At 74.8% G+C, this 24,785-nt stretch carries 23 protein-coding genes and 1 tRNA gene; 9 read left to right on the plus strand and 15 right to left on the minus strand.

The annotated features are described in order from the left end of the window. Window positions 1–233: 233 nt before the first annotated feature. Genes ehuA through ehuB form a run of 4 tightly spaced genes read right to left on the minus strand, consistent with a single transcriptional unit; the run spans window position 234 to window position 3,394 of the window. Entirely contained in the window at window positions 234–1,049 is an 816-nt protein-coding gene (ehuA, locus tag BMY40_RS00490) for an ectoine/hydroxyectoine ABC transporter ATP-binding protein EhuA (protein WP_093654187.1), read from the minus strand. Further along, complete coding sequence (gene ehuD, locus BMY40_RS00495; protein WP_093654189.1) at window positions 1,039–1,689, minus strand: ectoine/hydroxyectoine ABC transporter permease subunit EhuD; 651 nt, start codon at window positions 1,687–1,689, stop codon at window positions 1,039–1,041. The genes ehuA and ehuD overlap by 11 nt, the downstream gene beginning before the upstream one ends. Beyond that, window positions 1,686–2,441 (minus strand): ectoine/hydroxyectoine ABC transporter permease subunit EhuC, encoded by a 756-nt coding sequence (gene ehuC, locus BMY40_RS00500; protein WP_093654191.1) that lies wholly within the window; start codon window positions 2,439–2,441, stop codon window positions 1,686–1,688. Before ehuC ends, ehuD begins: the two co-directional genes overlap by 4 nt. Beyond that, window positions 2,438–3,394 (minus strand): ectoine/hydroxyectoine ABC transporter substrate-binding protein EhuB, encoded by a 957-nt coding sequence (ehuB, locus tag BMY40_RS00505; protein ID WP_093654193.1) that lies wholly within the window; start codon window positions 3,392–3,394, stop codon window positions 2,438–2,440. Before ehuB ends, ehuC begins: the two co-directional genes overlap by 4 nt. A gap of 133 nt (window positions 3,395–3,527) precedes the next feature. Between ehuB and BMY40_RS00510 the strand changes: the two genes are divergently transcribed. Beyond that, window positions 3,528–4,028, plus strand: a complete 501-nt coding sequence (locus tag BMY40_RS00510) for a DUF3830 family protein (protein ID WP_093654195.1) — start codon at window positions 3,528–3,530, stop codon at window positions 4,026–4,028. On the opposite strand, the gene BMY40_RS00515 is transcribed toward BMY40_RS00510, so the two are convergent. Both BMY40_RS00515 and BMY40_RS00520 read right to left on the minus strand, forming a co-directional pair. Continuing rightward, complete coding sequence (locus BMY40_RS00515; protein WP_093654197.1) at window positions 4,009–5,577, minus strand: amidase; 1,569 nt, start codon at window positions 5,575–5,577, stop codon at window positions 4,009–4,011. The genes BMY40_RS00510 and BMY40_RS00515 overlap by 20 nt on opposite strands. After that, complete coding sequence (locus tag BMY40_RS00520; RefSeq protein ID WP_093654199.1) at window positions 5,574–6,596, minus strand: D-2-hydroxyacid dehydrogenase; 1,023 nt, start codon at window positions 6,594–6,596, stop codon at window positions 5,574–5,576. The genes BMY40_RS00515 and BMY40_RS00520 overlap by 4 nt, the downstream gene beginning before the upstream one ends. 236 nt (window positions 6,597–6,832) lie before the next feature. On the opposite strand from BMY40_RS00520, the gene BMY40_RS00525 reads away from it, so the two are divergent. The 3 genes from BMY40_RS00525 (at window position 6,833) to BMY40_RS00535 (ending at window position 9,890) form a co-directional block, all read left to right on the plus strand. Further along, window positions 6,833–7,777, plus strand: a complete 945-nt coding sequence (locus tag BMY40_RS00525; RefSeq protein WP_093654201.1) for a maleate cis-trans isomerase family protein — start codon at window positions 6,833–6,835, stop codon at window positions 7,775–7,777. Window positions 7,778–7,847: 70 nt separating this feature from the next. Further along, a complete protein-coding gene (locus BMY40_RS00530) occupies window positions 7,848–8,660 on the plus strand; it encodes a maleate cis-trans isomerase family protein (RefSeq protein ID WP_177213817.1) in 813 nt (270 codons plus the stop codon). A 75-nt stretch (window positions 8,661–8,735) separates the two neighbouring features. Then, a complete protein-coding gene (locus BMY40_RS00535; protein WP_093654203.1) occupies window positions 8,736–9,890 on the plus strand; it encodes an LLM class flavin-dependent oxidoreductase in 1,155 nt (384 codons plus the stop codon). Here BMY40_RS00535 and BMY40_RS00540 read toward each other — a convergent pair. Continuing rightward, window positions 9,860–11,629 (minus strand): putative bifunctional diguanylate cyclase/phosphodiesterase, encoded by a 1,770-nt coding sequence (locus tag BMY40_RS00540; protein WP_425443044.1) that lies wholly within the window; start codon window positions 11,627–11,629, stop codon window positions 9,860–9,862. The two genes, BMY40_RS00535 and BMY40_RS00540, sit on opposite strands and share 31 nt — an antisense overlap. A 538-nt stretch (window positions 11,630–12,167) precedes the next feature. Here BMY40_RS00540 and BMY40_RS00545 point away from each other — a divergent pair. Continuing rightward, window positions 12,168–13,385, plus strand: coding sequence for a M6 family metalloprotease domain-containing protein (locus BMY40_RS00545; protein ID WP_425443045.1), 1,218 nt, complete (start codon window positions 12,168–12,170; stop codon window positions 13,383–13,385). 144 nt (window positions 13,386–13,529) lie between these two features. Here BMY40_RS00545 and BMY40_RS00550 read toward each other — a convergent pair. The 6 genes from BMY40_RS00550 to BMY40_RS00575 form a co-directional block, all read right to left on the minus strand. Then, window positions 13,530–13,603, minus strand: a tRNA-Lys gene (locus BMY40_RS00550). After that, window positions 13,594–14,250 (minus strand): hypothetical protein, encoded by a 657-nt coding sequence (locus BMY40_RS00555; protein WP_093654209.1) that lies wholly within the window; start codon window positions 14,248–14,250, stop codon window positions 13,594–13,596. The genes BMY40_RS00550 and BMY40_RS00555 overlap by 10 nt, the downstream gene beginning before the upstream one ends. Before the next feature lie 195 nt (window positions 14,251–14,445). Then, window positions 14,446–14,808 (minus strand): hypothetical protein, encoded by a 363-nt coding sequence (locus BMY40_RS00560; RefSeq protein WP_093654211.1) that lies wholly within the window; start codon window positions 14,806–14,808, stop codon window positions 14,446–14,448. A 105-nt stretch (window positions 14,809–14,913) separates the two neighbouring features. After that, a complete protein-coding gene (locus tag BMY40_RS00565) occupies window positions 14,914–16,191 on the minus strand; it encodes an AAA domain-containing protein (protein ID WP_093655618.1) in 1,278 nt (425 codons plus the stop codon). Window positions 16,192–16,355: 164 nt separating this feature from the next. After that, on the minus strand, window positions 16,356–17,891 hold the full coding sequence (locus tag BMY40_RS00570) for a hypothetical protein (protein ID WP_093654213.1): 1,536 nt from the start codon (window positions 17,889–17,891) through the stop codon (window positions 16,356–16,358). Next, window positions 17,891–19,066 (minus strand): hypothetical protein, encoded by a 1,176-nt coding sequence (locus tag BMY40_RS00575; RefSeq protein WP_425443046.1) that lies wholly within the window; start codon window positions 19,064–19,066, stop codon window positions 17,891–17,893. The genes BMY40_RS00570 and BMY40_RS00575 overlap by 1 nt, the downstream gene beginning before the upstream one ends. Before the next feature lie 337 nt (window positions 19,067–19,403). On the opposite strand from BMY40_RS00575, the gene BMY40_RS00580 reads away from it, so the two are divergent. Beyond that, entirely contained in the window at window positions 19,404–20,012 is a 609-nt protein-coding gene (locus tag BMY40_RS00580; protein ID WP_093654217.1) for a histidine phosphatase family protein, read from the plus strand. Window positions 20,013–20,034: 22 nt separating this feature from the next. On the opposite strand, the gene BMY40_RS00585 is transcribed toward BMY40_RS00580, so the two are convergent. Then, entirely contained in the window at window positions 20,035–21,552 is a 1,518-nt protein-coding gene (locus BMY40_RS00585; RefSeq protein ID WP_245769766.1) for an NsdA family TPR-like regulatory protein, read from the minus strand. Window positions 21,553–21,737: 185 nt separating this feature from the next. Here BMY40_RS00585 and BMY40_RS00590 point away from each other — a divergent pair, with 185 nt between their 5' ends. The 3 genes from BMY40_RS00590 (at window position 21,738) to BMY40_RS00600 (ending at window position 24,181) form a co-directional block, all read left to right on the plus strand. Beyond that, window positions 21,738–22,133: a hypothetical protein gene (locus tag BMY40_RS00590; protein WP_425443047.1), complete on the plus strand. Its 396-nt coding sequence runs from the start codon at window positions 21,738–21,740 to the stop codon at window positions 22,131–22,133. 57 nt (window positions 22,134–22,190) lie between these two features. Further along, the gene (locus tag BMY40_RS00595) at window positions 22,191–23,069 is read left to right on the plus strand and encodes a spermidine synthase (RefSeq protein WP_093655622.1); all 879 of its coding nucleotides are present in this window, start codon (window positions 22,191–22,193) and stop codon (window positions 23,067–23,069) included. Window positions 23,070–23,257: 188 nt separating this feature from the next. Then, a complete protein-coding gene (locus BMY40_RS00600) occupies window positions 23,258–24,181 on the plus strand; it encodes an FAD-dependent oxidoreductase (RefSeq protein WP_093654219.1) in 924 nt (307 codons plus the stop codon). Window positions 24,182–24,235: 54 nt separating this feature from the next. On the opposite strand, the gene BMY40_RS00605 is transcribed toward BMY40_RS00600, so the two are convergent. Then, window positions 24,236–24,778, minus strand: a complete 543-nt coding sequence (locus BMY40_RS00605; RefSeq protein WP_093654221.1) for a hypothetical protein — start codon at window positions 24,776–24,778, stop codon at window positions 24,236–24,238. Between the last annotated feature and the right edge of the window lie 7 nt (window positions 24,779–24,785).

A 24,785-nucleotide genomic window follows, 5' to 3' on the forward strand; every position in this document is an offset into this window, starting at 1 on the left:
GCTTCGGGAACGGCTCGGGGCAGGGATCCCCGGGTGAGTGCAGCAGTGTCACGGTGCCCCCTCGGGCGGGTGACCGCTCGCGGTGCGACACCCGCCCGAGGGTCACCGGGTCTTCGGGTGCGGGGCGGCCGGCGGCCGTACGCCGTCCCCGCACAGAACACTGGCCCTCCGCCCGCTTCCCGAAACATGTTCGAAGGCGGACGGGCGGGAGGGCCGGGCGCGGTGCCGCGCCGTCAGAGGATCGCGCTCAGGAACTCCCTGGTGCGCTCGTGGTCGGGGTCGTTGAAGATCTTCTCCGGCGGGCCGGACTCGATCACCTTGCCCTCGTTGAACATCAGCACATCGTCGGAGATGTCGCGGGCGAAGTTCATCTCGTGGGTGACCACCAGCATGGTGATGTCGGTGGTGTGCGCGATGTCCCGCAGGACGTCCAGCACCCCGGCGACCAGCTCCGGGTCGAGCGCGGAGGTGACCTCGTCCAGCAGCAGCACCTTGGGCCGCATGGCCAGCGCGCGGGCGATGGCCACGCGCTGCTGCTGGCCGCCGGAGAGCTGGGTGGGGTACTTGTCGACGTGCTCGGTCAGCCCCACCATCTCCAGCAGCTCGCGCGCCCGCTGCTCGGCCTCGTCCTTGCCCATGCCCAGTACGTGGACGGGCGCCTCGGTGACGTTGCGCAGCACCTTCATGTTGGGGAAGAGGTTGAACTGCTGGAAGACCATGCCGATCTTCTTGCGCACCTCGCGGACGTGCTTCTCCCCGGCGGGGACGAGCCTGCCGCCCTTCTCCTGGTGGGTGAGGTAGTCGCCGTCGACGGTGATGGTGCCCTCGTCGGGCCTGAGCAGGGTCATCAGCAGCCGCAGGATCGTGGTCTTGCCCGATCCGGAGGGGCCGATGAGGGTGACGTGCTTTCCGGCGGAGACGCTGAACTCCAGCTGGTCCAGGACGACGTGGTCGCCGAAGCGCTTGGTCACCTTGTCGAAGCGGATCAGTTCGCGGCCGTCCGCGGCAGTGCTCGTGGTGGCGTTCTCACGCGGGGTGTCAGCGGACAAGACGACGCTCCAGGGCTCGGATGAGGAGGGAAGCCGGGTAGGCGATGACGATGAAGGCGATGCCGACGACGGTGATCGGCTCCAGGAACCGGAAGGTCTCGGAACCGTAGGCGCGCGCCTCGCCGAGCATCTCGAAGGCCCCGATGATCGCGATCAGCGGCGAGTCCTTCAGCATGGCGATGACGTAGTTGCCCAGCGCGGGCACCACGCGGCGGATCGCCTGCGGCAGGATCACGGCCGTCCAGGTGCGCACCGGCGGCAGGCTGAGCGCGGTGGCCGCCTCCCACTGCCCCTTGGGCACACCGTCGATGCCGGCCCGGTAGACCTCGGCGGTGTAGGTCGAGTAGTGCAGGCCGAGGCCGATCACGCCCGTCATCAGCGGGGACATGGCCGGCCCCCACTCGGGCACCACGTAGAAGAGGAAGAACAGCTGTACCAGCAGCGGGGTGTTGCGGATGAACTCGGTGACCGCGGTCACCGGCGTCCGGATCCACGCCCTGGGGGAGCGCTGTGCGACGGCCCACACCAGACCGAGGGTGAAGGCCAGCAGGGACCCCAGCACCAGCGCCTGGAGGGTGACGAGCACCCCGTCCCAGAAGCGCGGCATGAAGTCCGCGACGATGTCCCAGTTCCAGTTCACTGCTTACCCCCCGGGGTGCCCGCGGTGGCCGTCCCGGTGACGGGGTCGGCGGTCTTCGTCCGGCGGCGCAGACCGCCCAGCAGCCCGGTGCCCGGCGGCGGCGCCTGCCCGATGCCCGCCTTGGCCTTCCGCTCCACCAGCCGCATGGCGCGGGTGATGAGGAAGGCGAGCACGAAGTACATCACCAGCAGGAGCGTGTAGATCGGCGCGCTCTCGTTGGTGGTGAAGCGGATCAGGTTCGCCGCGAAGGTCATGTCGGCCACGCTGATGACCGAGACCAGCGCGGTGCCCTTCAGCAGCTCGATGGCGAGGTTGTTGAAGGGCGGGACCATCTCCGGCCACGCCTGGGGCAGTTCGATGCGCCGCAGCCGCTGCATACGGGTGAAGCTCAGCGCGATGCCCGCCTCGCGCTGGGCCGGGGAGACCGCGGCCAGCGCGCCGCGTACGACCTCCGAGCCGTACGCGCCGTAGGTCAGGCCCAGCGCCAGCACGCCCGCCCACATCGGGACGAGCTGCCAGCCGAAGGCGATCGGCAGCGCGAAGAACAGCCAGAACATGAACACCAGCGCCGAGGCTCCGCGGAAGATCTCGAAGTAGGCGCCGGACAGGAAGCGGACGATCCACAGCGGGGAGGTCCGCAGGACTCCGATGACGAAGGAGACGGCCGCGGCCAGCGCGGCGCTGTACACCGTCACCTGGATGGTGATCCAGATGCCGGGCAGCATGTAGGACTCCCACAGGCCCCAGGTCATGACGCGCACAGCTCCTTCGCGGTCAGGTCGGTCATCTCGTCCTCGGTGAAACCGAAGGGCCGCATGATCTCCAGCAGCTCACCGCTCTCCTTGAGCCGGCGCAGCTCCCGGTTGAACGCGTCCCGCAGCACCGTGGAACTCGGCCTGAAGGCGAAGCCGCCCGCGCCGATGGCCGGCTCGCCGTCCACCATGGGCTGGAAGGGCTCGGTGGACTCGGCCCGGTCGCTGCCCTCCACCACCAGGCGGACGGTCAGCGAGGTGCCGGCGAAGACGTCCGCCCGGCCCTGCTCGACGGCGGCCAGTCCGGCGACCTGGTCGGGCAGGATCAGCATCTCGTCGCGGGGGACACCGGCGGCGACCGCGTAGTCGATCTCGGCGTAGGCGGTGCCGGTCGCCATCTTGGCGCCCGTCCGGACGATGTCCTCGTAGGTGTTCAGCCCCTTGGGATTTCCCTTCGGGACGATGAACGCGTCGAGCATCACGTACTCGGGGTCGGCGAAGATCACCTGTTCGCAGCGCTGGGGATTGATGTACATGCCCGCGGAGACCACATCGAACTGCTGCGAGCGGAGTCCCGGAATCAGCGAACCGAACTCGGTCGGAACGGGGACGACGTTCTCCACACCCAGCCGATTGAAGATGACCTTCGCGATCTCCGGCGCCTCACCGGTCAGTTCGCCCTGGTCGTTGATGTACCCGTAGGGGACCTCACCGGCGATGCCCACCCGCACGGTGTTCTGGGCCCGGATGCGCTCCAGCAGGTTGCCCTCGCCGGCCTTCCCGGTGGTGGGCACCCGGCTGCATCCGGCCACGCCGATCGTGCCCGCCGCGCCCAGCGCGCCGAGACCCGCCAGCATCGCGCGGCGGCTTATCCCCCGGGCGGGTCTCGTCCGGTTACCGGGGCTTTCCCCGATGCCTGTTTTTCCTGTCTCGTTCCCTTGTGGTGGAGCCATGGGCGCGCCACTACCCCGATCAAAGAAAAATATGCCCGCCGTTTCCGGCCCTTGATGCGGCCGTTGCGGTGTTGACGGCCGGGCCCGGCCGCTGCGTCAGTATTGAGAGGGAAATCGACGGACAGGAGCCGAAATGGCAGACCGTTTCATCGAAGTATCGCTCGACAAGCGAGGGGTGAGCTGCACGGCGAAACTGCTCGACGACCGCGCGCCCGTCACCTGTGACGCGGTGTGGAACGCCCTTCCGCTGGGCGGTGACGTCTACCACGCCAAGTACGCGCGCAACGAGATCTACACGCTCCTGCCGGCGTTCGCCCCGGCCGAACCGCCGCTGGAGAACCCCACCATCACGCCCATCCCCGGCGACCTGTGCTACTTCACCTTCACCGACGTCCAGCTCGGCACCTCCTCCTACGGGTACGAGGCGGAGGCGGGGCACCGGGGCAGGCCGACCGTGGTGGACCTGGCCCTGTTCTACGAGCGCAACAACCTGCTGATCAACGGCGACGCCGGCTGGGTTCCCGGGATCGTGTGGGGGGCGGTGGTGGACGGCCTGGACCGGATGGCCGACGCCTGCCAGGACCTGTGGCGGGCCGGGGCCCTGGGCGAGAGCCTCAACTTCCGGCGGGCCTAGGCACCGGGCCGGACACCGGGCCGGATGCCGGACCGGGCACCGAGCCGGGCGCCGGCTCCCGGCCCGCACCGGACGCGAGCGCCGGGGGCGGCGGAACGTCGGCGGCCCCCGCCTCGTACAGCGCGTGCGCGGCGCGCAGCACCAGCGCGTCCGCGTGCCGCGCGCCCACCAGCTGCACCCCGATCGGCAGCCCGCCGCCGTCCACCCCGCAGGGCAGGGACGCCGCGGGCTGCTGGGTCATGTTGAACGGGTAGGTGAACGGCGTCCAGCCCGTCCAGCGGGTGTACGGCGAGCCCGGCGGCACCTCCCCGCCCAGCTCGAAGGCGGTGACCGGCAGCGTTGGGGTGACCAGCAGGTCGTACTCCGTGTGGAAGGCGCCCATCAGCCGGCCCATCGACATCCGCACGTCCACCGCCGCCAGGTAGTCCAGCGCGCTGTGGGCCGCACCCTGCTCGCACACCTCCCGCAGGCCCGGGTCCAGCAGTGCGCGCCGCTCGGGGTCCAGGTGCTGGGTCACCCGGGCGGCGCCGCTGAACCACAGGGTGTGGAAGGCATCCAGGGAGTCGGGCAGGCCCGGGTCGCACTCCTCCACCCGCGCGCCCAGCCCCTCCAGCGCCTCCACGGCCCGCCGCACCGCCGCCGCCACCTGTGCGTCCACCTCCACCCGGCCGCCGAGGTCGGGGGAGTAGGCCACCCGCAGGCCGGCGACCCCGCCGCCGAGGCCGTCGCGGAAGCTGCCGGGCACCGGCCCGAGCTGCGACCAGTCGCGGGCGTCCGGGCCGGTGATCACGTCCATCAGCAGCGCCGCGTCCCGTGCGTCACGGGTCATCGGGCCGACGTGCGCGAGCGTCCCGTAGGCGCTGGCCGGATACAGCGGCACCCGCCCGTACGTCGGCTTCAGTGCGAAGATCCCGCAGAAGGACGCCGGGATGCGCACCGAGCCGCCGCCGTCGGTGCCCAGACTCAGCGGACCGGCCCCCAGTGCCACCGCGGCCGCGCTGCCGCCGCTGGAGCCGCCCGCGGTGCGCCCGGGGGCGTACGGGTTTCCCGTCGCGCCGTGCCGCGGGCTGTCGGTGACGCCCTTCCAGCCGAACTCCGGCGTCGTCGTCTTGCCCGTGAACACCGCCCCGTGCTCGCGCAGCCGCGCCACCGAGGGGGCGTCCTCGTCCCAGGGACCGTCCGCGGAGACCGTCCACGAGCCGCGCAGCGTCGGGCCGCCGCGCAGCAGCAGGATGTCCTTCACCGACACCGGGACCCCGTCCAGCAGGCCGGCCGGCTCCCCGCGCCGCCACCGGTCGGCGGACCGCCGCGCCTGGTCCATCGCCGCCTCGGCGTCGATGCGGACGAACGCGTTCACCGCCGGCTGGACGTGCTCGGACCGCTCCAGCACGGCGCGGACCGCCTCCACGGGGGTGAACTCCCCGCGGGCGTAGCCCTCGACGAGCCGGGCGGCGGTCAGGGACGTGAGGTCGCAGGGGCCGGCCGGGCGGGCGGAGCCGGCCGGGCGGGCCGGGGCGGTGGATCCGGTCGGGCGGGTGGGGCCGGTCATGGCGCGCTCCTGTCCGGGACGTAACCGAGCTGTTTGTCCACGACGTTGAACAGGGGCTCGCCCGCCGCCCAACGGTCGAAGTTGTCGCAGAACTGCCGGGCGAGGTCGTCGCGCCAGCCGACGGTGTCGCCGCTCATGTGCGGTGACACCAGCAGGCCGGGGACGTCCCACAGCGGACTGCCGGAGGGCAGCGGCTCGTCGGCGAAGACGTCCAGCGCCGCCGCCGCGATCCGGTGCGAGACCAGCGCCTCGACCAGGTCCTCCTGCACCACGTGGGCTCCGCGTCCGACGTTGACGAAACGGGCCGTCGGCTTCATCCGGGCGAAGGCGGCGGCGTCGAACATCCCGGCGGTCGACTCGGTCAGGGGCGCCGCGCACACGACCCAGTCGGCGGAGGGGAGAAGGGTGCCGAGCACTCCACTGGCGTGAATCCGGCCGAATTCCGGATCGCCGGACCGTTCCGTGCGCCCCACGAGTTCCACTTCGACACCCAGTGCCATGAGTGTGCGGCCGATTGCCCGGCCGATGGGACCCGAACCTACGACAATCGCGTGAGTTCCGGCCAGCCGCATTGTCTCCCGGTGCTGCCAGCGCCGCTGCCGCTGCAATTCCCAACTGCCGCGAAAATCCTTGGCCAAAGCCAGGACGAGACCTGCGACGTATTCGGCGATGGGCTGGTCGAAGACCCCCCGCGCATTTGTGATCACCGTCTTCGAGTCGACCAGTTCCGGACAGCTCAGCAGCCGGTCGACCCCGGCGCTCGCGGTGTGCACCCACTCCGGCCGCCGGCCCGGTCCGGGCCAGGCGCGGCGTACGGCGTCGGAGGCGAAGTCCCAGACCAGCAGCACGTCCGCGACCGGCAGCAGGGCGGCCAGCGAGTCCCCGTCGGCGTACTCCACCCGGGCGCGCCCCGAGAGGCGCTCCAGATTCGGCCGGTTCGGCAGGCCGCCGCCGGGAACGCCGGGGGAACCGAGAACGCAGAGAACGGGGACGCCGGCTCGAACAGTCGTTTCTGACATGGGCGGAAAACCGTTTCGCAACGAGGGGGCAACGAGGGCGGGGAAGTATCGGGGCCGGACAGGAAGAGGGCCGGAGCACCGTACGGACGCACGGATGGACGGAAGGATTGACCACGGTAGGGACCTGTAACTACCTTCGTCAACGAAGGCATCTGTCCCGGCGTCCCGGCTGTCCTCCGCCGGCTTTTCCCCCGTCAACGGCCCTTGGCCGCCCCTACCCTCTTCAAGGGGTGCTCATGGATGTCTCGTTCCTCGGCGGTCCGCATCCGCAGCGCGGAGTCGGTGTCGTCGCCCCCTTCGACTTCGCACTCGACCGCGAACTGTGGCGGTGGGTCCCCGACGACGTCTCCCTCCATCTGACCCGTACTCCGTTCGTCCCCGTCGAGGTGAGCCTGGACCTGGCCCGGCTCGTCAGCGAGCACGAGACGCTGCGGGAGGCCGTCCAGGCGCTGTGCGCGGTGGCGCCGGAAGTGGTGGCGTACGCCTGCACGTCCGGCTCCTTCGTGGGCGGCACGGGCGGGGAGAGGGCCATGTGCGCGGCCATGGAACTCTCCGGGGAGGTCCCCTCCCTCACCACCTCGGGCGCCCTGCTGGAGGCGCTGGAGGAACTCGGCGCGCGGCGGGTCGCCGTCGTCACCCCGTACACCCGGTCGGTGACCGACTCCCTGGAGGCCTTCCTGGGCGAGGCCGGGATCGAGGTCACCGGCCGCAGCTATCTGGGGCTGACGCGGGAGATCTGGCGGGTGCCGTACCGGGACGTGGTGGACATGGCCCGCGAGGCCGTGGTGGACGCGCCCGACGCCCTGTTCATCAGCTGCACCAACCTGCCGACGTACGACGTGATCCCGCAGTTGGAGGCGGAGCTGCGGATGCCGGTGCTCTCCGCCAACCAGGTCACCGTCTGGTCGGCGCTGCGCCGCATCGGCAAGGACGCGGTCGGCCCCTACCAGGCACTGCTCGACCCCGTGGCCCGGCGCGGCCCGGCGTCCATGTCGTCCCTGCCGCCCGGGCCGCCCGTGATCCCGGACGGCGCAACGGAGTTGGGGAGCGCCGCGGGGGTGCCCGGGCCGTCGGCCGAACGCGAGCCGGAGCCCGCGGTGGCCGGGACGGAGCCGGAGGCGGCCGAAGGCGCGGAGCCGCCGCCCTTTCCGGACGACCCGGGCGGACTGCCGCTCCTGTGACCCCTCCCCGCGGCCCCACCGCCGCGGGGAGGGGACCACCCCAGAGGAAACCGAGGAAGAGGAGGACCGGATGGACCGGACGGGCCGGACGGAAGAGGCGGAACGGGTGGAGCGGGCGGAACGGACCGCGGACGTCGTCGGTTTCCTCTATCCCGGGCACTCCGCCGAGGACGAGTACCCCCGGCTGGAGGCGATCCTCGGCGAGGTCGCCGCCTCCGTCCGGCTGCCGCTGGTCCACACCGACATCGGCGAGGACGCGCACCGCGTGGACGCGCTGCTGGAGATGGGGTCCACCGCCCGTCTGTCGGCCGGGATCGGGCGGCTGCGCGAGCACGGCGCCCAGGCGGTGGTGTGGGCGTGCACCAGCGCCAGCTTCGTCTTCGGCTGGGACGGGGCGCACGAGCAGGTGCGCGAGCTCTCCTCGGCCGCCGCGCTCCCCGCCTCCAGCACCTCCTTCGCCTTCGCCCACGCCGTACAGGCGCTGAGGGCCGAGCGGGTCGCCGTCGCCGCCACCTACCCCGAGGACGTGGCCGAGCACTTCAGGGCCTTCCTCAAGGCGGCGGGCGCCGAGGTGGTGTCGGTGCGCGGCGCCGGGATCGTCACCGCCGCCGAGGTCGGCACCTGGGGCCGCGAGGAGGTGCTGGCGCTGGCCCGCGCGGGCGACCATCCGGACGCCCAGGCCGTACTGCTGCCCGACACCGCCCTGCACACCGCCGCCTGGCTCCCCGAACTGGAGGCGGTGCTGGGCAAGCCGGTGCTCACCGCCAACCAGGTCACCGTCTGGGAGGGGCTGCGCCTGCTGGACCGCACGGTCTCCTGCCCGGCGCTGGGGGCGCTGTTCGACGGCCGGGCGCTCGCGGAACCGCTGCTCCTGCGGGAATAACGGGCGGGCCGTGCGGGCTGTGCTCTTCCGGCGCGGACGTTCCGCGGCACACGCACCACGAGGAGGCAGCCCGCGATGGACCCGGTCAAGGACGCGGACGCGAGGAACGGCGGACAGGCGGACGGACACGGCGGAGACCCGGTGAGGGGCACCGCGCGGGGTACCGCACCCGTCCCGCTGTCCGTACTCGACCTGGCCACCGTCGGCGCCGGCCGCACCGCCACCGACGCCCTGCGCACCTCCGTGGAGATCGCGAAGCTGGCCGAGAGCCGGGGCTACCACCGGCTGTGGGTCGCCGAGCACCACTCCATGCCCGGGGTGGCCAGTTCCTCGCCCGCCGTCATCCTGGCCCACCTCGCGGCCCACACCGGCTCCATACGCCTCGGCTCGGGCGGGGTGATGCTGCCCAACCACGCACCCCTGGTGATCGCCGAGCAGTTCGGCACCCTGGAGGCGCTCGCCCCCGGCCGCATCGACCTGGGCCTGGGCCGCGCCCCCGGCACCGACGGGGCGACGGCCGCCGCGCTGCGCCGCACCGACCGGCCGCACGAGGCGGCCGACGACTTCCCGCGGCAGCTGGCCGAGCTGATCAGGTTCCTCGACGACGACTTCCCCGACGGCCATCCCTACGCCCGCATCCACGCCGTCCCCGGCCCCGTGCAGGGCCGTGTGCCCGGCGGGGTGCAGCCGGCGGGCCGGCCGCCGGTGTGGCTGCTGGGCTCCTCCGGTTTCAGCGCGCAGCTCGCCGGGAGCCTGGGCCTGCCCTTCGCCTTCGCCCACCACTTCTCGGCGGCCAACACCCTCCCCGCCCTGGAGCTGTACCGCTCCTCCTTCCGCCCCTCGGACGTGCTGGACGAGCCGTACGCCCTGATCGGCGTCTCGGCCCTGGCCGCCGAGGAGGAGAGGGAGGCGCACCGCCAGGTGATGACCGGTGCGCTGTCGATGCTGCGGCTGCGCACCGGGCGCCCCGGTCTGGTGCCCACGCCCGAGGAGGCCGAGGAGTACGAGCGGGGCATGGGCGAGCTGGAGCGCGACTTCGTGCGCGGCTGGCTCGCCAACGTGGTGTACGGCACGCCCGGGCGGGTGCGCGACGGTCTCGACGCGCTGGCCAAGCGCACCGGGGCCGACGAGCTGATGATCACCTCGCAGTCCCACGGGGCGCCGGCGCGGCTGCGCAGCTACGGGCTGATCGCCGACGCCTACGGACTGCCGTCCGTCACCAGCAGCTGACTGATGCGGTCCGGGGGCACCGGCTTGGAGTAGTGCCAGCCCTGGCCGGTGTCGCAGCCGATCCGCCGCAGCCGGTCTGCCTGGGCCGGGCCCTCGACGCACTCGGCGGTGACCGTCAGCCCGAGGTTGTGGGCGAGCTGGACCAGCGAGGTGACGATCGTCTCGTCGGCCGGGTTGAGGGAGCGGGCGGTGCGGAAGCCGCGGACGAACGTTCCGTCCAGCTTCAGCCCGCGCACCGGGAGCCTGCTGAGATAGGCGAGGTTGGAGTAGCCGGTGCCGAAGTCGTCGATCGCGATGCGCACCCCCATGTCGGACAGCGCCTGGAGCGCCTTCAGCGGCCGTCCCGCCGAGCCCATCACCGCCGACTCGGTCAGCTCCAGCTGGAGCAGTCCCGGCGGCAGCCCCGTCTCCTCCAGGATCGCCGCGACGTCGGCCACCAGGTCCGAGTCCCACACCTGCCGCACGGCCACGTTGACGCTGACGTACAGCGGCCGGCCGGGCTGCTCCAGCTGCCAGCGGCGGGCCTGGCGGCACGACTCGGCCAGGATCCAGCGGCCCAGCGGCACGATGGCGCCGTTCTCCTCGGCCAGACCGATGAACCGGTTGGGGGCGAGCGTGCCGAGCCTCGGGTGCCGCCAGCGCACCAGCGCCTCCACCCCGGTGAGCGTCTCGTCGTGCAGGGAGACGATCGGCTGGTACTCCAGCGCGAACTCGCCGCGCTCCAGCGCCGGACGCAGGGTGCTGGACAGCGCCTGGCGGGTCATGCGGTGGGCGTTGCGCTCGGGGTCGAAGAGCGTCCAGCGGGCCTTGCCGTCGGCCTTCGCCCAGTAGAGCGTGGTGTCCGCGGCCTGCATCAGCTCCGTGGCGGTGGTCCCGGCAGCGGGCCGCTCCACCACCCCGATGCTCGCGGAGACCGCCAGCCGCTGCCCGTCCAGGTCGAACGGCTGCTGGAGGGCGGCGAGCACCTGCTCGGCCAGCTCGGTCAGCGGCTGGGTGCCGGTGGACGCCTCGGCGAGCAGGGCGAACTCGTCGCCGCCCAGCCGCGCCACCAGGTGCCCGCCCGGCTCGGCGCACCTGCGCAGCCGGTCGGCGACCGCGTCCAGGAGACGGTCGCCCACCCGGTGGCCGAGGGTGTCGTTGACGGCCTTGAAGCCGTCCAGGTCCAGGTAGCACAGCCCGATCCGGCCGGTGGTGGACTCGGCGAGCGCGGTGGACAGCCGCTCGAAGAACAGGGACCGGTTGGGCAGTCTGGTGACCGGGTCGTGCATCTGCAGATGGCGCAGCCGCTCCTGGAGGTCGCACCGCTCGCTGATGTCGGCGACGGACAGCAGAGCGGTGCCGCGGCGCCGCCCGGACCGTGCGGCGGGCTCGCCGGTGGGCACCACGGTGACCCTGGCCCACACCGAGCGGCCGTCCCCGTGCTTGAGGCGGCGGGTGCAGCTCATGGAGTCGCTGCGCCCCTCCAGCACGGCCTGGCACTCGTCACGGGCCCGGTCGTCGATGCCGAGTCCGGTCAGGGCGGCGACGGGGGTGCCGGCGAGCTCGGCGGCGGGGGAGCCCAGAAGCTGGCCGAGCGCGTGGTTGGCGGCCAGGACGCGCCCCTCGCCGTCGATCAACGCCATCGCGAGGCCGGCGGCCTCGAAGGCGGTGCGGTAGTCCGCCGGGCCGAGGGGAGGGCCGGAGGGGGGGCCGGGGGAGGCGGACGCCCGGAAGCCCGCGGAATCGTCACTCTCGGTCACGGCGGGGGTCGTCGTGCCCGGACTGTCACCCGGTTTCCTGCCCGGTCCGTCGAGTGGTCCATTCACCGATCGCTCCCGCGGGGGACTCGTCTCGTGTAGGTGGCCCGGGCGGCGGGCCGGTGGTCGTCGTGGGGGTGTCCGCCCTGGAAATGTGCCGATCATAGAGGCTTATCGGGCGGCCGAGCCAGTGTCGCGCGGAGTGTTCCGGATCCGTGCGGCGGACTCCTGGGACGCATTTTCGAGCGGCTGATCGTTCCTGCGCGGCAACTTCCCGCAGGCGACCGATGATGACCGATTGTTACGTACGGTGATCCTGTGGGGTCTCACTCGTACGGCTTAGCGGAACGGGGCACGCGGGCACAGGAAGGCACACAGTGGGTGCCGTGCCCCTCCCCGGGGGCACCGTGCCCCGACACCACCGCGGGAGGACGATGTGCGGCTTACGCGCAGGGCCGAGTGGACCGGAGGGGGGCGGAACGAGCCCGTGTTCCGGCCGGGCGGCTCCTGGCCGGGCCCCCGGTCCCGCAGGACCGGGGCGGTGCTCACGGCGTTCTCCGCACTGGTCGGCACCAGCCTGGTCACCGGACCGGTCGCCGTCGCGGCCGGCGCCGACTCCTGCGCCCTGGAACGCACCGCACTCCACCACTCCGAGGGCCTGGACACCTGGAACCCGGCCTACCCCCGGCCCCTGGGAGAGCTCGACGCGCTGATGGTCTTCCTGTCCTTCCCCGAGGTCCGGCCCGCCACCTCGCCCCGCGCTCTGGCCGCCGACTACTTCCCCGACACCTCGGACTTCTTCGAGCGCGCCTCCTACGGAGCGTTCGAGCTGCGCCCGCGCGTGACCCCCCGCTGGTTCGAGATGGCCGCCGACTCGCGGGCGTACGGGATACAGCGCGACTGGGAGCCGGACCTGCGCGGCGCCTACCTCCACGACGCCGTCGCCGCGGCCGACCCGCACGTGGACTTCGGCGACTACGACATCGTCTACCTCGTCGCCGACCCCGACGCGCCGGGCGTGAACTCCGACGCCACCAAGGTCGTCAACCTCGAGGAGCCGATCACCGCGGACGGCGTCGAGCTGCACCGGGTCGTGACGGTCTTCGAGAAGAACCCGCCGGACCGCAACGTCCTCGCCCACGAGACCCTGCACGTCTTCGACCTGCCCGACCTCTACCACCAGCCCGAGGACGGCGACGGCGACTGGGACACCCACGTCGGCGACTGGGACATCATGGGCAGCCAGTTCGGGCTCTCCCCGGATCCCTTCGGCTGGCACAAGTGGAAGCTGGGCTGGCTGGACGGCGGCCGGGTCGACTGCCGGGCCGAGGCCGGCACCAGCCGGCACACCCTGCGGGCGGTCAGCGCGCCGGGCGGCGGCGGGCCGGGCGGTTCCGACACCCGGCTGATCGCGGTCCGCACGGGGCGCGGCGAGGTGCTGGCGGTCGAGGCGAGGGAGCCCCGCGGCAACGACGTCACCTCCTGCACCAGCGGCGTACTGGTCTACCGGGTGCGCAGCGACGTCCCCTCGGCGCAGGGGCCCGTCAAGGTGGTCGACGGCCACCCCGGCACCGGGGCGTGCGACCGCGTCTCGGTGTACCCACCGCTGGCCGACGCGCCGCTGGGCCCGGGGGAGGCCGTGGACGTGGACGTGGACACGGGCACGGTGCGTGTGGAGGTCGTGGACCGCACCGAGCGGGGCTGGCGGGTGGAGGTCACCGTGCGCGGAGTGCCGGGCCCCGGCCCCGGGGCGGTGTGAGCGGGCCCCGGGATCCCGCCGTCCGGGCCCGGGGCCCTGGCCCTCGCCCTGGCGGCCCGGACGGCGGGACCCCGGGGCCGGAGGCCGGTACGCGAGTGCAACGCCGGAAGGCCCCCGCTTCCGCGGAGGCCTTCCGGTTGTCTGTACGCCGCCAGGGACTCGAACCCCGGACCCGCTGATTAAGAGTCAGCTGCTCTAACCAACTGAGCTAGCGGCGCCTGTTGACGTGGTAAACCTTAGCACCCTGGTCCGAGGGAGCGGAAATCGGTTGATCACGGCCGCCGGCGAGCCCCCGGCCGCCCTCGCGGACGGCCCGCACGCAGGCCCACAGCAGCGCCTCGGCGCCCGGCAGCCAGGGCTTGCGGACGTCCGGGGCGACCAGCCAGCGGGTGGTGGGCGGGCAGCCCTCGCCGGGCACCGGCGGAGGGATGGTCACGGCGTCGCCGAGGCCGTAGCACAGGAGCGGGGGGATCGTTTCCGCGGCGCCGTCCGTACCGTCCGCGCCGTCCGTGCGGCCGTCGGTCCCGGTCCCGCCGGCACCCGCCGGGGCGGACGAGCCCCGCCACTCCCGCCAGCGCAGCAGGGCCGGCAGCCGCTGGGCGGTGCCGGGCTCGGCGAACAGGAGCATCCGGCCCGCGTGGAGCGCCACCGGGCCGGTGCCCGGCCCGGAGGTCCACAGCCGGTCCAGCATCCGGCGGCCGAACAGCGTGCCGACGCTGACCACGTCGAAGGCGGTGCCGCAGGGCAGGGTGCTCGGGGCGCCGGGGCGCACCGCCCACAGGGCGTGGACGCTGCGCGGGAAGGCGCTCGAGGAGGCGAGCCACTCGGCTCCGGCAGGGGTCACATAGGCGGCGGGATCACTCATGCCCCCAACATCTACCGGCAACCTGTGTACCGTCCCTGGAAATCCGCGAAAACGGGACGCGGCGCGGCGGCGTCGGGTATCTTCCGCACCCGCATATGCCCCGGGCGTAGCCGTGGCCGCTGCCGTCACCACCTCCGTGGTTCACCGCACCCCGGCCGTCCCGCGCCCGCCACCCCGCGCGTCACCCCCGCGCCGTCACTCCGGGGTGCGGTCCCGCATCAGCTCGCGGCCGAACTCGATCATCTTGCGGGCGTAGTCGGCCGTCCACTCGGCCCGCTCGGCGATCGCCTCGTCCGGCAGCCGGTCGAAGCGCCTGGGGTCGGCGAGCTGCGCCGCCGCCACGGCCTGGAACTCCATGGCCCGGTCCGCCGCCGCGCGGAAGGCCAGCGCCAGTTCGGTGGCGCGGCCCAGCAGCTCGCGCGGATCCTCGATGGACTCCAGGTCGAAGAAGTGCTCGGGGTCCGCGGCGGCGTCCGGCGGCTCGAAGAGCAGCGGTGCGGGGCGCCGATGGCGCGGCTCACCGCCGCGCCGTTCCGGAGCCGGGTTCGGCTCGGGCATGGAGATACCTCCGTCGGTCGTGGGCAGCGTTCCATTGTCCACCCTCGTGCCCGCCCGGCGCGGGTCCGAGCGACCGGCCCCTCCCGGCCGCCCCGTGCGGGGCGCTCACCAGGGCACGGTGTGCTCCGCCAGATGGGCCAGGACCGCGTGGTTGGCCTCCCAGCCGTCCGGGAACTTGACCGTGACGCCGAGCTGGACCGGCTCGGCGGAGGGGTACTCGTCCAGCAGCTCGGGGACGCCCGCCCGGCACACCACCACACAGGCGTGCCGGTGGCGCGAGGCCAGCACGCACAGCCGCCCCGTCTCCAGGTGGAAGGCCGTGGCGTCCGGGCGGCCCGAGAGCGGATGGAGCACCACCGTCACGTCGAACTCCCGGCCCTGGAGCCGGTTGGCGGTGTCCACCGCGACATCCGTCACACCCAGGGAGGCCAGCGCCGCGCGGACGGCCGCCGCCTGGTCGCGGTGGGCGGTGCCCACCGCGATCCTCTCCGCCGTCACCGGGGAGGGCTCCCCGGAGCGCTCGCCGAACGCCTCGCCGCCTCGCTCCAGCAGCCGCCGTACCACCGCCGCCACGGCCGCGACCGCCTCCGGGTCGGTACGCGGGGTGTGGCGGGCGGGCAGCTCCAGCAGCCCCCATCCGGAACCGGCCGCCTCGTCCAGCACCCGGTCCACGCGGGAGCCGTCGGAGGGCACCGTGAACTCCAGGCGCCGCTCGCCCGGCCCGGTGCCGCTGCGGAACGGGGTGTAGGGGTAGAAAGCCCTCGACACCAGCGGCGCGGCCGAGGCGGGCAGCCGCCAGGAGACCGGCAGCCGGTGCACGGGAAGGCCCGGGTTGTGCGCCAGCAGCGTGGCCACGGCGCTGGCCGACGGGTCGTACGACAGCCCCGCCCACTGCTCGGCGCCGACCTGGCTGAACGGGTCGAGCTGGCCGGGATCGCCCACGAACAGCGCCCGCTCGAAGAGCCCGGCCACCGACAGCAGCGCGTCGGAGCGCATCTGGTACGCCTCGTCCACGATGGCCTGCTCCCACGGCCCGGCGCCCCTGACGTGGGCCCACTTGGCGGCGGTGGAGACCACCACGTCCAGCCCGGCCAGATCCGCGGCCTTCGACGACTTCACCACCGACGGGTGGCGGTCCAGCACCGGGGAGTAAGGCTGCGCCTCGCTGCTGTGCAGCCGGCCCACCGGCAGTTCCGGTTCGGCGGTCGCCAGCCGGTCCACGAGGTCGTCGACCTGGGCGTTGGTCTGGGCGACGATCATCAGCGGGCGGCCCGCGGCGGCCAGCTCCCGGGCGGCGCTCACCACCAGCGTGGTCTTGCCGGCGCCGGGCGGCGAGTCCACGACCACACCGCGGTGGGCGCCCGAGAGGACGTCGCGCAGGATCGCGCCGGTCGCCGCGGCGGCGGCCGCACCCGGGTCGGGCGCGGCACCGGTCCCGGACCCGGCTCCGGATCGGGCTTCTGTTCCGGCTCGGGCTTCTGTTCCGGCTCGGGCTTCGGTTCCGTCGAGGGACGCGGTGCCGGCGGGGGCGCCGGCCGGGGTGCCGCTCACAGCAGGTCCTCCGGTGTCACGGGGTCGGGCGCGTCCAGGGCGTCGGGGTCGGGCGGGCCGCCGTGCGTCCACGGCGTCTCCTCCGGGTCCGGCAGGTCCGGCCCGCCGCGCGGCGCGTGCTCGAACAGCGTCCAGCACACCGTCTCGCCCTTCTCCGGCACCGAGCCGGCCTCGGGCTCCCTGCCGCGGCCCATGCCGCCGGTCAGCCGTACCGTCAGCAGCCCCGGCGCGGGGGATCCGGCGAACGTCCCCGGCTGCGGCTTCCCGCTCTCCAGGGCCCGGTGCAGCCGCTCGCCCCCCTCCAGGTGCGGCCGGTCGGCGGTGCGGACGGTGACCAGCGGGCGCGGCATCGGGCGCTTCCCCGACGAGTACGCCATCTCCACCTCGATCACCTCGCCCTCGAACGCCTCCCCGGCCATCCGCCGCTCCGCCATCACCAGCGGGTCGTCCAGCGCCTCCTGGGCGGCCAGCTCCGCCTGGGCCGTCTCCCGGGCGGCGAGCTTGCGGGCCGCCGTCACCGCGTCGTCGCGCCTGGGCTGCGGCGGCTCTCCGGCGCGCACCCGGTCGCGGTGGGCGGTGTAGGACCAGCGGTCCCGCTTCCAGCGGTCCGCGACGTGCGCGCCCGGCGGCAGCGCGCGCAGCAGGTCCAGGCCCTGCCACACCGCGTCCCAGGTGGGCCGCAGCTGGGACGCGACCAGTTCGCGGATCTCCGCCTCGGCACCGGGCAGCCCCGCGTCGTACCGCGCGACGGCCGGAGCCAGCCTGCGGTTGTCGAAGGCCGGATCGGTGGCCGGGCCTGCGGGCGGGGTCAGCAGCAGTCCGTCGCGGTCGCGGGCCAGCTCGGCGCGGAGGGCGGCCTCCGCGCCCGACTCGCCGTCCCCGGCGGTGATCCAGGCCAGCAGGGCACCCAGGTGCTGGTCCTCCAGACGGCTCTGGCCCGTGGCCCAGTGGCGGCCCAGCACTTCGGTGACGGCCAGCAGCAGCGAGGAGCCCGGCACCCGGGCCCGCTCCCCGTAGTGCGTCAGCCACCGCCCCAGCAGCGGCAGCCGGGGCGGGGCGGGGTGGGCGGCCTCCGGGTCCTCCTCGGCGGTGCGGCGGAAGCGCATGGACCGGCCCAGCAGCCGTACGTGGTCGACGCCCGCGGCGCTGGGCACGACGAGCTGCGGCGCGTCCGCGCACAGCTCGACCTCGACCTTCGCCTTCCTCCCCGTCTCCGGGTCGGTCTCGGAGCGCTCCACGAGCTCCACCTCGTCCTGCGCGGACTCCAGATGGGGCAGTACGGCGTCGGCCAGTTCGGCGAGGAAGGCGAAGCGCAGCGTGCGGTCGCGCGGCTGGGGCACGACCAGCAGACGCGGCGCGTCCCGGTCCGTCCCCACCATCGCGCCCAGCGGGGCGCCGGCCTCGCCGGCGGTGGTCAGCGGCACCAGGACCAGGGGCCGCTCGGCCAGGTGCCGGTGACGGACCGTCGCCACGGGCTGTGCCCGGCCCGTGGCGGCGGCCTCGATCCGGGCCAGGGTGGTCACCAGCGACATCAGGACCTCCCCGCGGCCGCGAGGGCCTCGGCCCGCAGCCGGGCCGCGCGGCGCAGCGCGGCGGCGGCCGGGTTCACGGCGGCCTCTTCCGGGGGGCCGTCCGCGGTATCGCGCGCCTCGTCGCGGGCGGCCGCCAGGACCGCTCCGACCGTGGCCAGTCCGCCCAGCTCCCCGCGGACCTCGCGGCCCAGCACCTCCACCGCGCCCCCGCACCGGGCCCGGTCGCGGCAGTGGAAGGCCAGTTCGCAGGTGGACAGGCACTGCGGCGCGTAGGCGGCCGGAACCGACTCGACGGAACCGGCCAGTTCGGCGGGCGGGCGCGCCGGGTCGAAGGTGGCGCCCTCGGGCAGCGCGGCGGCGATCTCCTCCAGCCGCGTCAGCCGGGCGAGCTGCCGCCGGGTGGTGGCGATCTGCCTGCGCAGGTCGACCGCCTCGGCGGTGGGCAGGTTGGAGAAGTCCTTCGGGCAGACCAGCAGCGCACGCTCGTCCACCCGGCCGCCGAGCGCCTTCAGCGCCAGCGCGTAGACGGCCGCCTGCCGGGCCGCGGCGCCGACCTTGGCCGGATCGGCCGAACCGTCCAGGATCGGGAAGGACTTGATCTCCACCACCGTCCAGCGCCCGTCCGGGTGGACCGCCACCGCGTCGGGCTCCAGGTGGACGGGGGATCCGGCCACCTCCAGCCGCACCATCGGGTGGTCCAGCAGCGTCCAGCCGCCGTCGGCCGTCGCCCGCTCCAGCGCCTGCCGGGTGCGCTCCGCGCGCCCGGCGGGGCCGGGCGCCGACAGGTCGGGCACGGACACCCCGCCCGGTTCGGGGGCCGGGCTGTCCGCCGCGGCGGTGCGCGCGTGGACCAGGCGCATCAGTTCGGCGCCGCCGTCCCCCTTCACCCGCGCCTCGAAGGAGTGGCCGCGGACGAACGCGAACTGCGACTGCCCGAAGGGCGCGGGGGAGCCCAGCGCCTCCGCCAGCGCGCCCTTGTCCACCCCGGCGCCGTCCAGCAGCGCCCGGCGGCGGCAGCCCGGGTTGGCGGCCAGCGCGGCGAGCGCCCGCGCGTCCATCGGCCGGGGCGCGACGTCGGCGCCGCGCAGCTCGGCGAGCCGCCGGCGCAGGGCTGTCGTCGGTTGGCTGTCGGAGTTGTGGCTCACCCGCGGAAGTGTGACATCCGCCTGTGACACAGGTGGAGTTGAGGTCGCGCCGAACCGGTGGCGCGGACCGCCGCCCGGCGGCGTACGCGCCGTTGACCACGGCGGCCGGCGGCGGTTCGGCCCACCGCCGAAGCCGTGCGCGGGCGGTCGCGAAGGCCCCCCCGATTCCCGTGGCCGGCCGTACCGCACGACCCGCACGACCCGCACGACCCGCGCGGTCCGGACGGCCGTGCGGTACGGATGCGGGGAGGGGAGGGGAGGACGACACGAGGGGAGCGGCAGGGGGTCGAGCGGCGCGCGGACCTGGCGCGCGATGATGGCCGTGAGCCCGGCGGCGGCGCCGGGAGCCCCTTTCGAAAGGCATGGAATGGCAGCGCGCATCCTCGCGGTCCGGCACGGCCAGACCGCATGGTCCCGGTCCGGGCGGCACACCGGCCGCACCGACGTCCCCCTGCTGGAGGAGGGACGCGGCATGGCGGAGGCGCTGGGGGAGCGGCTGCGCGGCGCACCCTGGGACGGGCTGCCGGACGCCGAGGTCCGCACCAGCCCGCTGTCGAGGGCCAGGGAGACCTGCGACCTGGCGGGTTTCGGGGACCGGGCCGCCGACTGGGACGCGCTGCTGGAGTGGGACTACGGCGCGTACGAGGGGCTGACCCCGGCGGGCATCAAGGAGCGGGCGGGCCAGGACTGGCTCATCTGGCGCGACGGCGTGGTGGACGGCGAGCGCCTGGAGCAGGTCGCCGCCCGCGCCGACGAGGTGGTCGCCTGGGCGCGGTCGGCGGAGCGGGACGTGCTCGTCTTCGCGCACGGCCATCTGCTCAGGGTGCTGGGCGCGCGCTGGCTGGGCCTGGACCCGTCCTTCGCCGCGCGGCTGCGCCTGGACGCGGGAGCGCTGTCGGTGCTGGGCTGGGCGTACGGGGAGCCGGCCGTCGAGAGCTGGAACGACCGGGGCCACCTGGACCTGCCGGGGAGGTGAGGCGGGCCCGATCGGGTCGCCGTCAGGCCGGCCGGGCGCCCTCGACCGGCTCGGTCCGCCCCGTCCGCCCGGCCGGTCCCGTCCGCACTCTCCGCTCGGCCAGGCGGTCCAGGAAGTCCGCGACGGCCGGGACGCCCCGGTGGTGGCGCAGCCGCCGGGCGGTGCCGTCGAGCATCCCGCTGACGCGGGAGGAGCGCACCTGCCCGAGCAGGTCCAGCACCCGGCCCGCGGACCCGGCGGCCTCCTCCACCTCGCCTCCGCCGGCGAGGTCGTCCGCCAGTTCGGCGGTGAACAGGGCGGTGTTGCGGGCGAAGTGCGTGTCCTGGAGGGCCACCGCACGGCGTGCGCGGCGTGCCGCGCGTCCCCAGTCGCCCAGCGCGGCCCAGCACTGCGCCTCCAGCCCGTTCAGTTCGGCCTCGCCGTAGAAGGTCATCCACTCCGGGTCGGCGTCGCAGGCGCCGCGTTCGAACATCGTCCGCGCCCGGCCGATCGACTCCTCGCAGGCCGTGCGGTCGGCGAGGAGGGCCCAGCCGCCCGCCTCGCGCGCCGCCAGCAGCGACAGCAGCCGCGCCGAGCCCAGGTGGCGGGCGATGTGCTGCCCGGCCTGCGCGGCCCGTACCGCCTCCCGGGGGCGCCCGGCGTCGCGGGCGAGGAAGGAGGTGTTGCAGAAGGCGTGCGCCTCCAGGGCGGGGTCCCCGGCCACCCGGGCGATGGCCAGGGCCTCGGCGTAGTGCGGGCGGGCCTCGGAGAGACGGCCCGAGTCATGGGCCAGCCAGCCCACGGAGAGGGCCAGTTCACCGGTCCCGGAGTGCAGCCGGTCGGTGGTCGGCTGCCGCCGGGCGCCCGCGTCCAGCAGGTCGTACGCGGCCCGCAGCGCGCCGCCGGCCCGGCGGTAGAGGCCGTCGGCGCCGTACCGGTCGTCGAACAGCCGGATGTCGCGCACCGTCTCCTCGACGGCCGCGGCCTCGGCCCCGCCGGGCCGGCCGCTCCGGGCGGCGGCCGGGACCGAGACGGCGGCCGGGTGCGCCAGGGACTCCGGGGACTCCAGGCACACCGCCGCCACGGCGGCCGGGCCGCCGGTCATGAACGCGCGACGCAGCACGTCGCTCTCCTCGTCGGTCGGGCGATCGTCCGGGCTGTGGACCGGATCGCGGGTCGGGCAGGGCGGCTCCGAGCGGGTGGAGCCGGGGCGCATACGGGCGTCTTCGGGCGTGCCGGCGGCGTCGTACGCCCCCCGTCCGCGCGCGGTGCGCCCGCGAACCGCCTGACGGGGCTCGAAGCCCAGGTCGGTGAGCGAGTACCCCGGGTACATGTGCAGGAACACGCGCTCGTAGGCGTAGTTGGGGCAGCGGATCTCCCCGGCCTCCACCCGCCCGACGTACCGGGCGTCGCAGGAGACGTTCTCGCCTATCTCCCGGGCCGCCCGGCGGACGGCCGCCGCGAACTCCCCGGGCGAGAGCCGCCCGCGCAACCGCCGGAAGGCCAGATTGGGCTGGCGGCCCGGACCCGCCGGCGCTGAGGGTGACGGTGACGACGCCATGGCCGGGACCGTATCGGCTGCCTCACGGAAGATACGAGATGTTTTGCCGACAAACGGGATATCCAACACGTGATCTGCCATGAACTGCCATCCTTTGCGGCGGCATTGCGCCGTAGCGGTTGACAGACCGGTTCGTTGAGCCTCGTGTAGCGAACGTGGAGGACGACCCAGGAGGAGGTTCCCCCGTGCTGGACACCGGCTGCGAGACCGGCGGCGGCCCGCCGTCCGCCGGAGTGCCGGACGCGCCCTGCGAACTGGTGACCGTGCCCGCGCGGCACGGCCTGGAGGCCGTCGACATCCTGCGCCTGCGCGAGAGCGTGGGCCCGGTGCTGCACGACGGCGCGGGCGGCACCCTCGGCTTCCTGGTGCCGCCCGGCACCGCGGAGGGCTGGGACCTGCCGGGCAGCGTCTGCGCCCCGGCCCACCGCCGCTCCGGCCGCCCCGCCGACCTGCCGCCGGCCGGCACCGGATGGCTGGTGCCCCCGGAGAGCGCGCAGACGGGCACCACCGAGCCCGCGCGGCTGCGCGCCGCGCTGAGCGAGGCGGCCCGCACGATCGCCGCCGCAGAGGGCGGCGCCTGAGGGAGCGGGCGCGGTCCCACGGGGCGCGGGTGGGCCGCACGGGTGATACTGGACCGTGTGGCGAGGAACGGGCGGCGGCGCGAGGGCGGCAGGCGGACCAGGGAGCCGGTGAGCGAGCCGGTCGACGGCGGACTGGCCCAGCTCCTGCCGGACCCGGACCGGCCGCGCGCCTGGACGCTGCTGCTCGACGGCGCACCGCAGTCCCATGTGGACCTCGACGACCCGGCGTACCTGGAGTTCGAGTACCAGCGCAGGATCGGCCATCTGATCGACCTGGCCGCGCCGCCCGGGCAGCCGCTGCGGGCGGTGCACCTCGGCGGCGGCGGGCTCACCCTCGCCCGCTACACCGCCGCCACCCGGCCGCGCTCCACCCAGCAGGTCTTCGAGGCGGACGCCGCGCTGACCGCCCTGGTCCGCCGCGAGCTGCCGCTGGAGGGCGCCTGGCGGATAAGGGTGCGCGGCGGCGACGCCCGCGCCGGGCTCGCCAGGCTCCCCGAGGGCGGGGCCGACCTGATCGTCGCGGACGTCTTCGGCGGTGCCCGCACCCCCGCCCACCTGACCAGCGGCGAGTTCCTCGCCGAGGTCCGCCGTGTGCTGCGCCCCGGCGGACTCTACGCCGCCAACCTCGCCGACGGGCCGCCGCTGGCCCACCTGCGCGCGCAGGTCGCCACCGCCGCCGCGGTCTTCCCCGAACTGTGCCTGATCGCCGACCCCGCCGTACTGCGCGGGCGGCGCTTCGGCAACGCCGTCCTGGCCGCCTCCGACCGGGCGCTGCCCGTCGCGGAGCTCACCCGGCGCGCGGCGGGCGACCCGCACCCGGGCCGGGTCGAACACGGCCGTGCGCTGGCCGACTTCACCGGAGGCGCCGCCCCCGTCACGGACGCCACCGCCACCCCCTCCCCGCGGCCGCCCGCGCGGGTCTTCCACCGACGCTGAAACCCGGCCCCCGAACCCGGCCCCCGAACCCGGCCCCCGAACCCGGCCCCCGAACCCGGCCCCCGGATCCGGCCCCCGGATCCGGCCCCCGGATCCGGCCCCCGGATCCGGCACGGAACCCGCGCCCGGATCCGGCCCCGCGCGGCGAACCCCCGCGCCACACGGGGCTCCGGTGCTGGAATGTCCCCATGACCACCACACCGACCCGCACCGGCGACACCGACCTGGTCGTCATCGGCGGAGGCCCGGCGGGCTGCGCCGCCGCCCGGACGGCCGCGGGCGTGGGGATGCGCTCGGTGCTGGTCGAACCGGACGCCCTGTGCCGCACCCTGGCCCGCATCCCGGCGCTGGACAACGTCCTGGGCGGTTTCACGAGCGGCCCGGAGCTGGCCGGCGCCGTCACGGCGGACCTGGAGCGGACCGGGCCGTGCCGCCTCGAACTCGGCCGCCGTGTCACCCGGATCAGCGCCGGCGACGACCGGGTGACCGTCACCCTGGACTCCGGCGGCCGTCTGACGGCCCCGTACGCGGTCCTGGCCACCGGAGTCGGGCCGCTCCGGCCCGCGGACGCGCCCTGGATCACCGCCCCGGCCGGCCTCGCCCCGCCCCCGCTGTGGGAGGTGGAACCCGGGCGGGCCGAGGGCCGCACCCTGCTCGTCCTCGGCGGCGACCGCCCGCTGGGCACCTTCCTGCGCGCCCACCCGGACACCGGCACCCGTCTGCTGGTGGCCCACCCGCCGGGCGACGACTACAAGGTGGAGGAGATCCGCGACGACCCCCGCGTCACACTCCTGCCCGTCGGGCACCTGGTCCTGCGGACCGCCGGGGAGGCGGCGGTCACGGCCGGGACGACCGGCCGCGACGGCGGGCGGGCCGTGGTCCGCGCGGACGCGGTCGTCGCCAACATCGGCAGCGCCCCCGCCGCCCCGGCCGGCGACCTCGTCCGCGACGCGGCGGGCTACTGCCCGCCGGAGCGCCAGCACCCCCGCGTCCTGGTCGCGGGCGATGTGCGATCGGCCCGCTTCCAGCGGATCATGACGGCCATGGGCTCGGGCGCCGAGGCCGCCCTGCGCGCCTACTACGCCGGCCGGAATCCGCCCGCGGGGACCTGATGCGGCCCGGGCGGCACGCCGTGCGGAGTCCCGCCGCCCCGGCCCCCCGGGCGGTCAGCCCCCGTGCTCGTCGACCGTCACCTGCGGCCGGGAGCCGTGCCAGACGCAGAAGACCGACGACGACTCCTCGCCCCGGCTGAAGGTGACCCGTATCCACCCGCTCTCCTGCCAGACCCGCATCTCCCAGCCGGGATTGGGGGTGGCGGAGACCAGGCCCGCCGAGTCCCGGCCCAGGTCGAAGGCGACCCGGCCCCCGCGCACCTCGCGGCTCTCCACGTTCCCGGACCCGCCGCCGGCGCGCGTGGCGCCCCCGCCCGGCCCGGCGTCCCGGCGGACCCCGCCGGAGCCGCGCGAGACGGAGGGCCTGGACGCCCCGGGGGAGCGGGCGGTCGAGGAGGGCCTGGGCCGCCGGGTGGAGGCGGTCTCCGGCTCGGGGCGCGAGGCGGACGGCGCCGGTGTGCCCGAGGTGATCGGCAGCGCCCGCGGCAGGTCGTACGCGGTGCCCGACACCACGGTGTGCACGCCGAACCAGGACAGGGTCACCGCCGACCCGGTGGCCAGCACCCACGCGCCCGCGTGAACCAGTCCTCGTCGCATCCCGCGC

The organism is Streptomyces radiopugnans (assembly GCF_900110735.1).
Classification (GTDB): Bacteria; Actinomycetota; Actinomycetes; order Streptomycetales; family Streptomycetaceae; genus Streptomyces; species Streptomyces radiopugnans.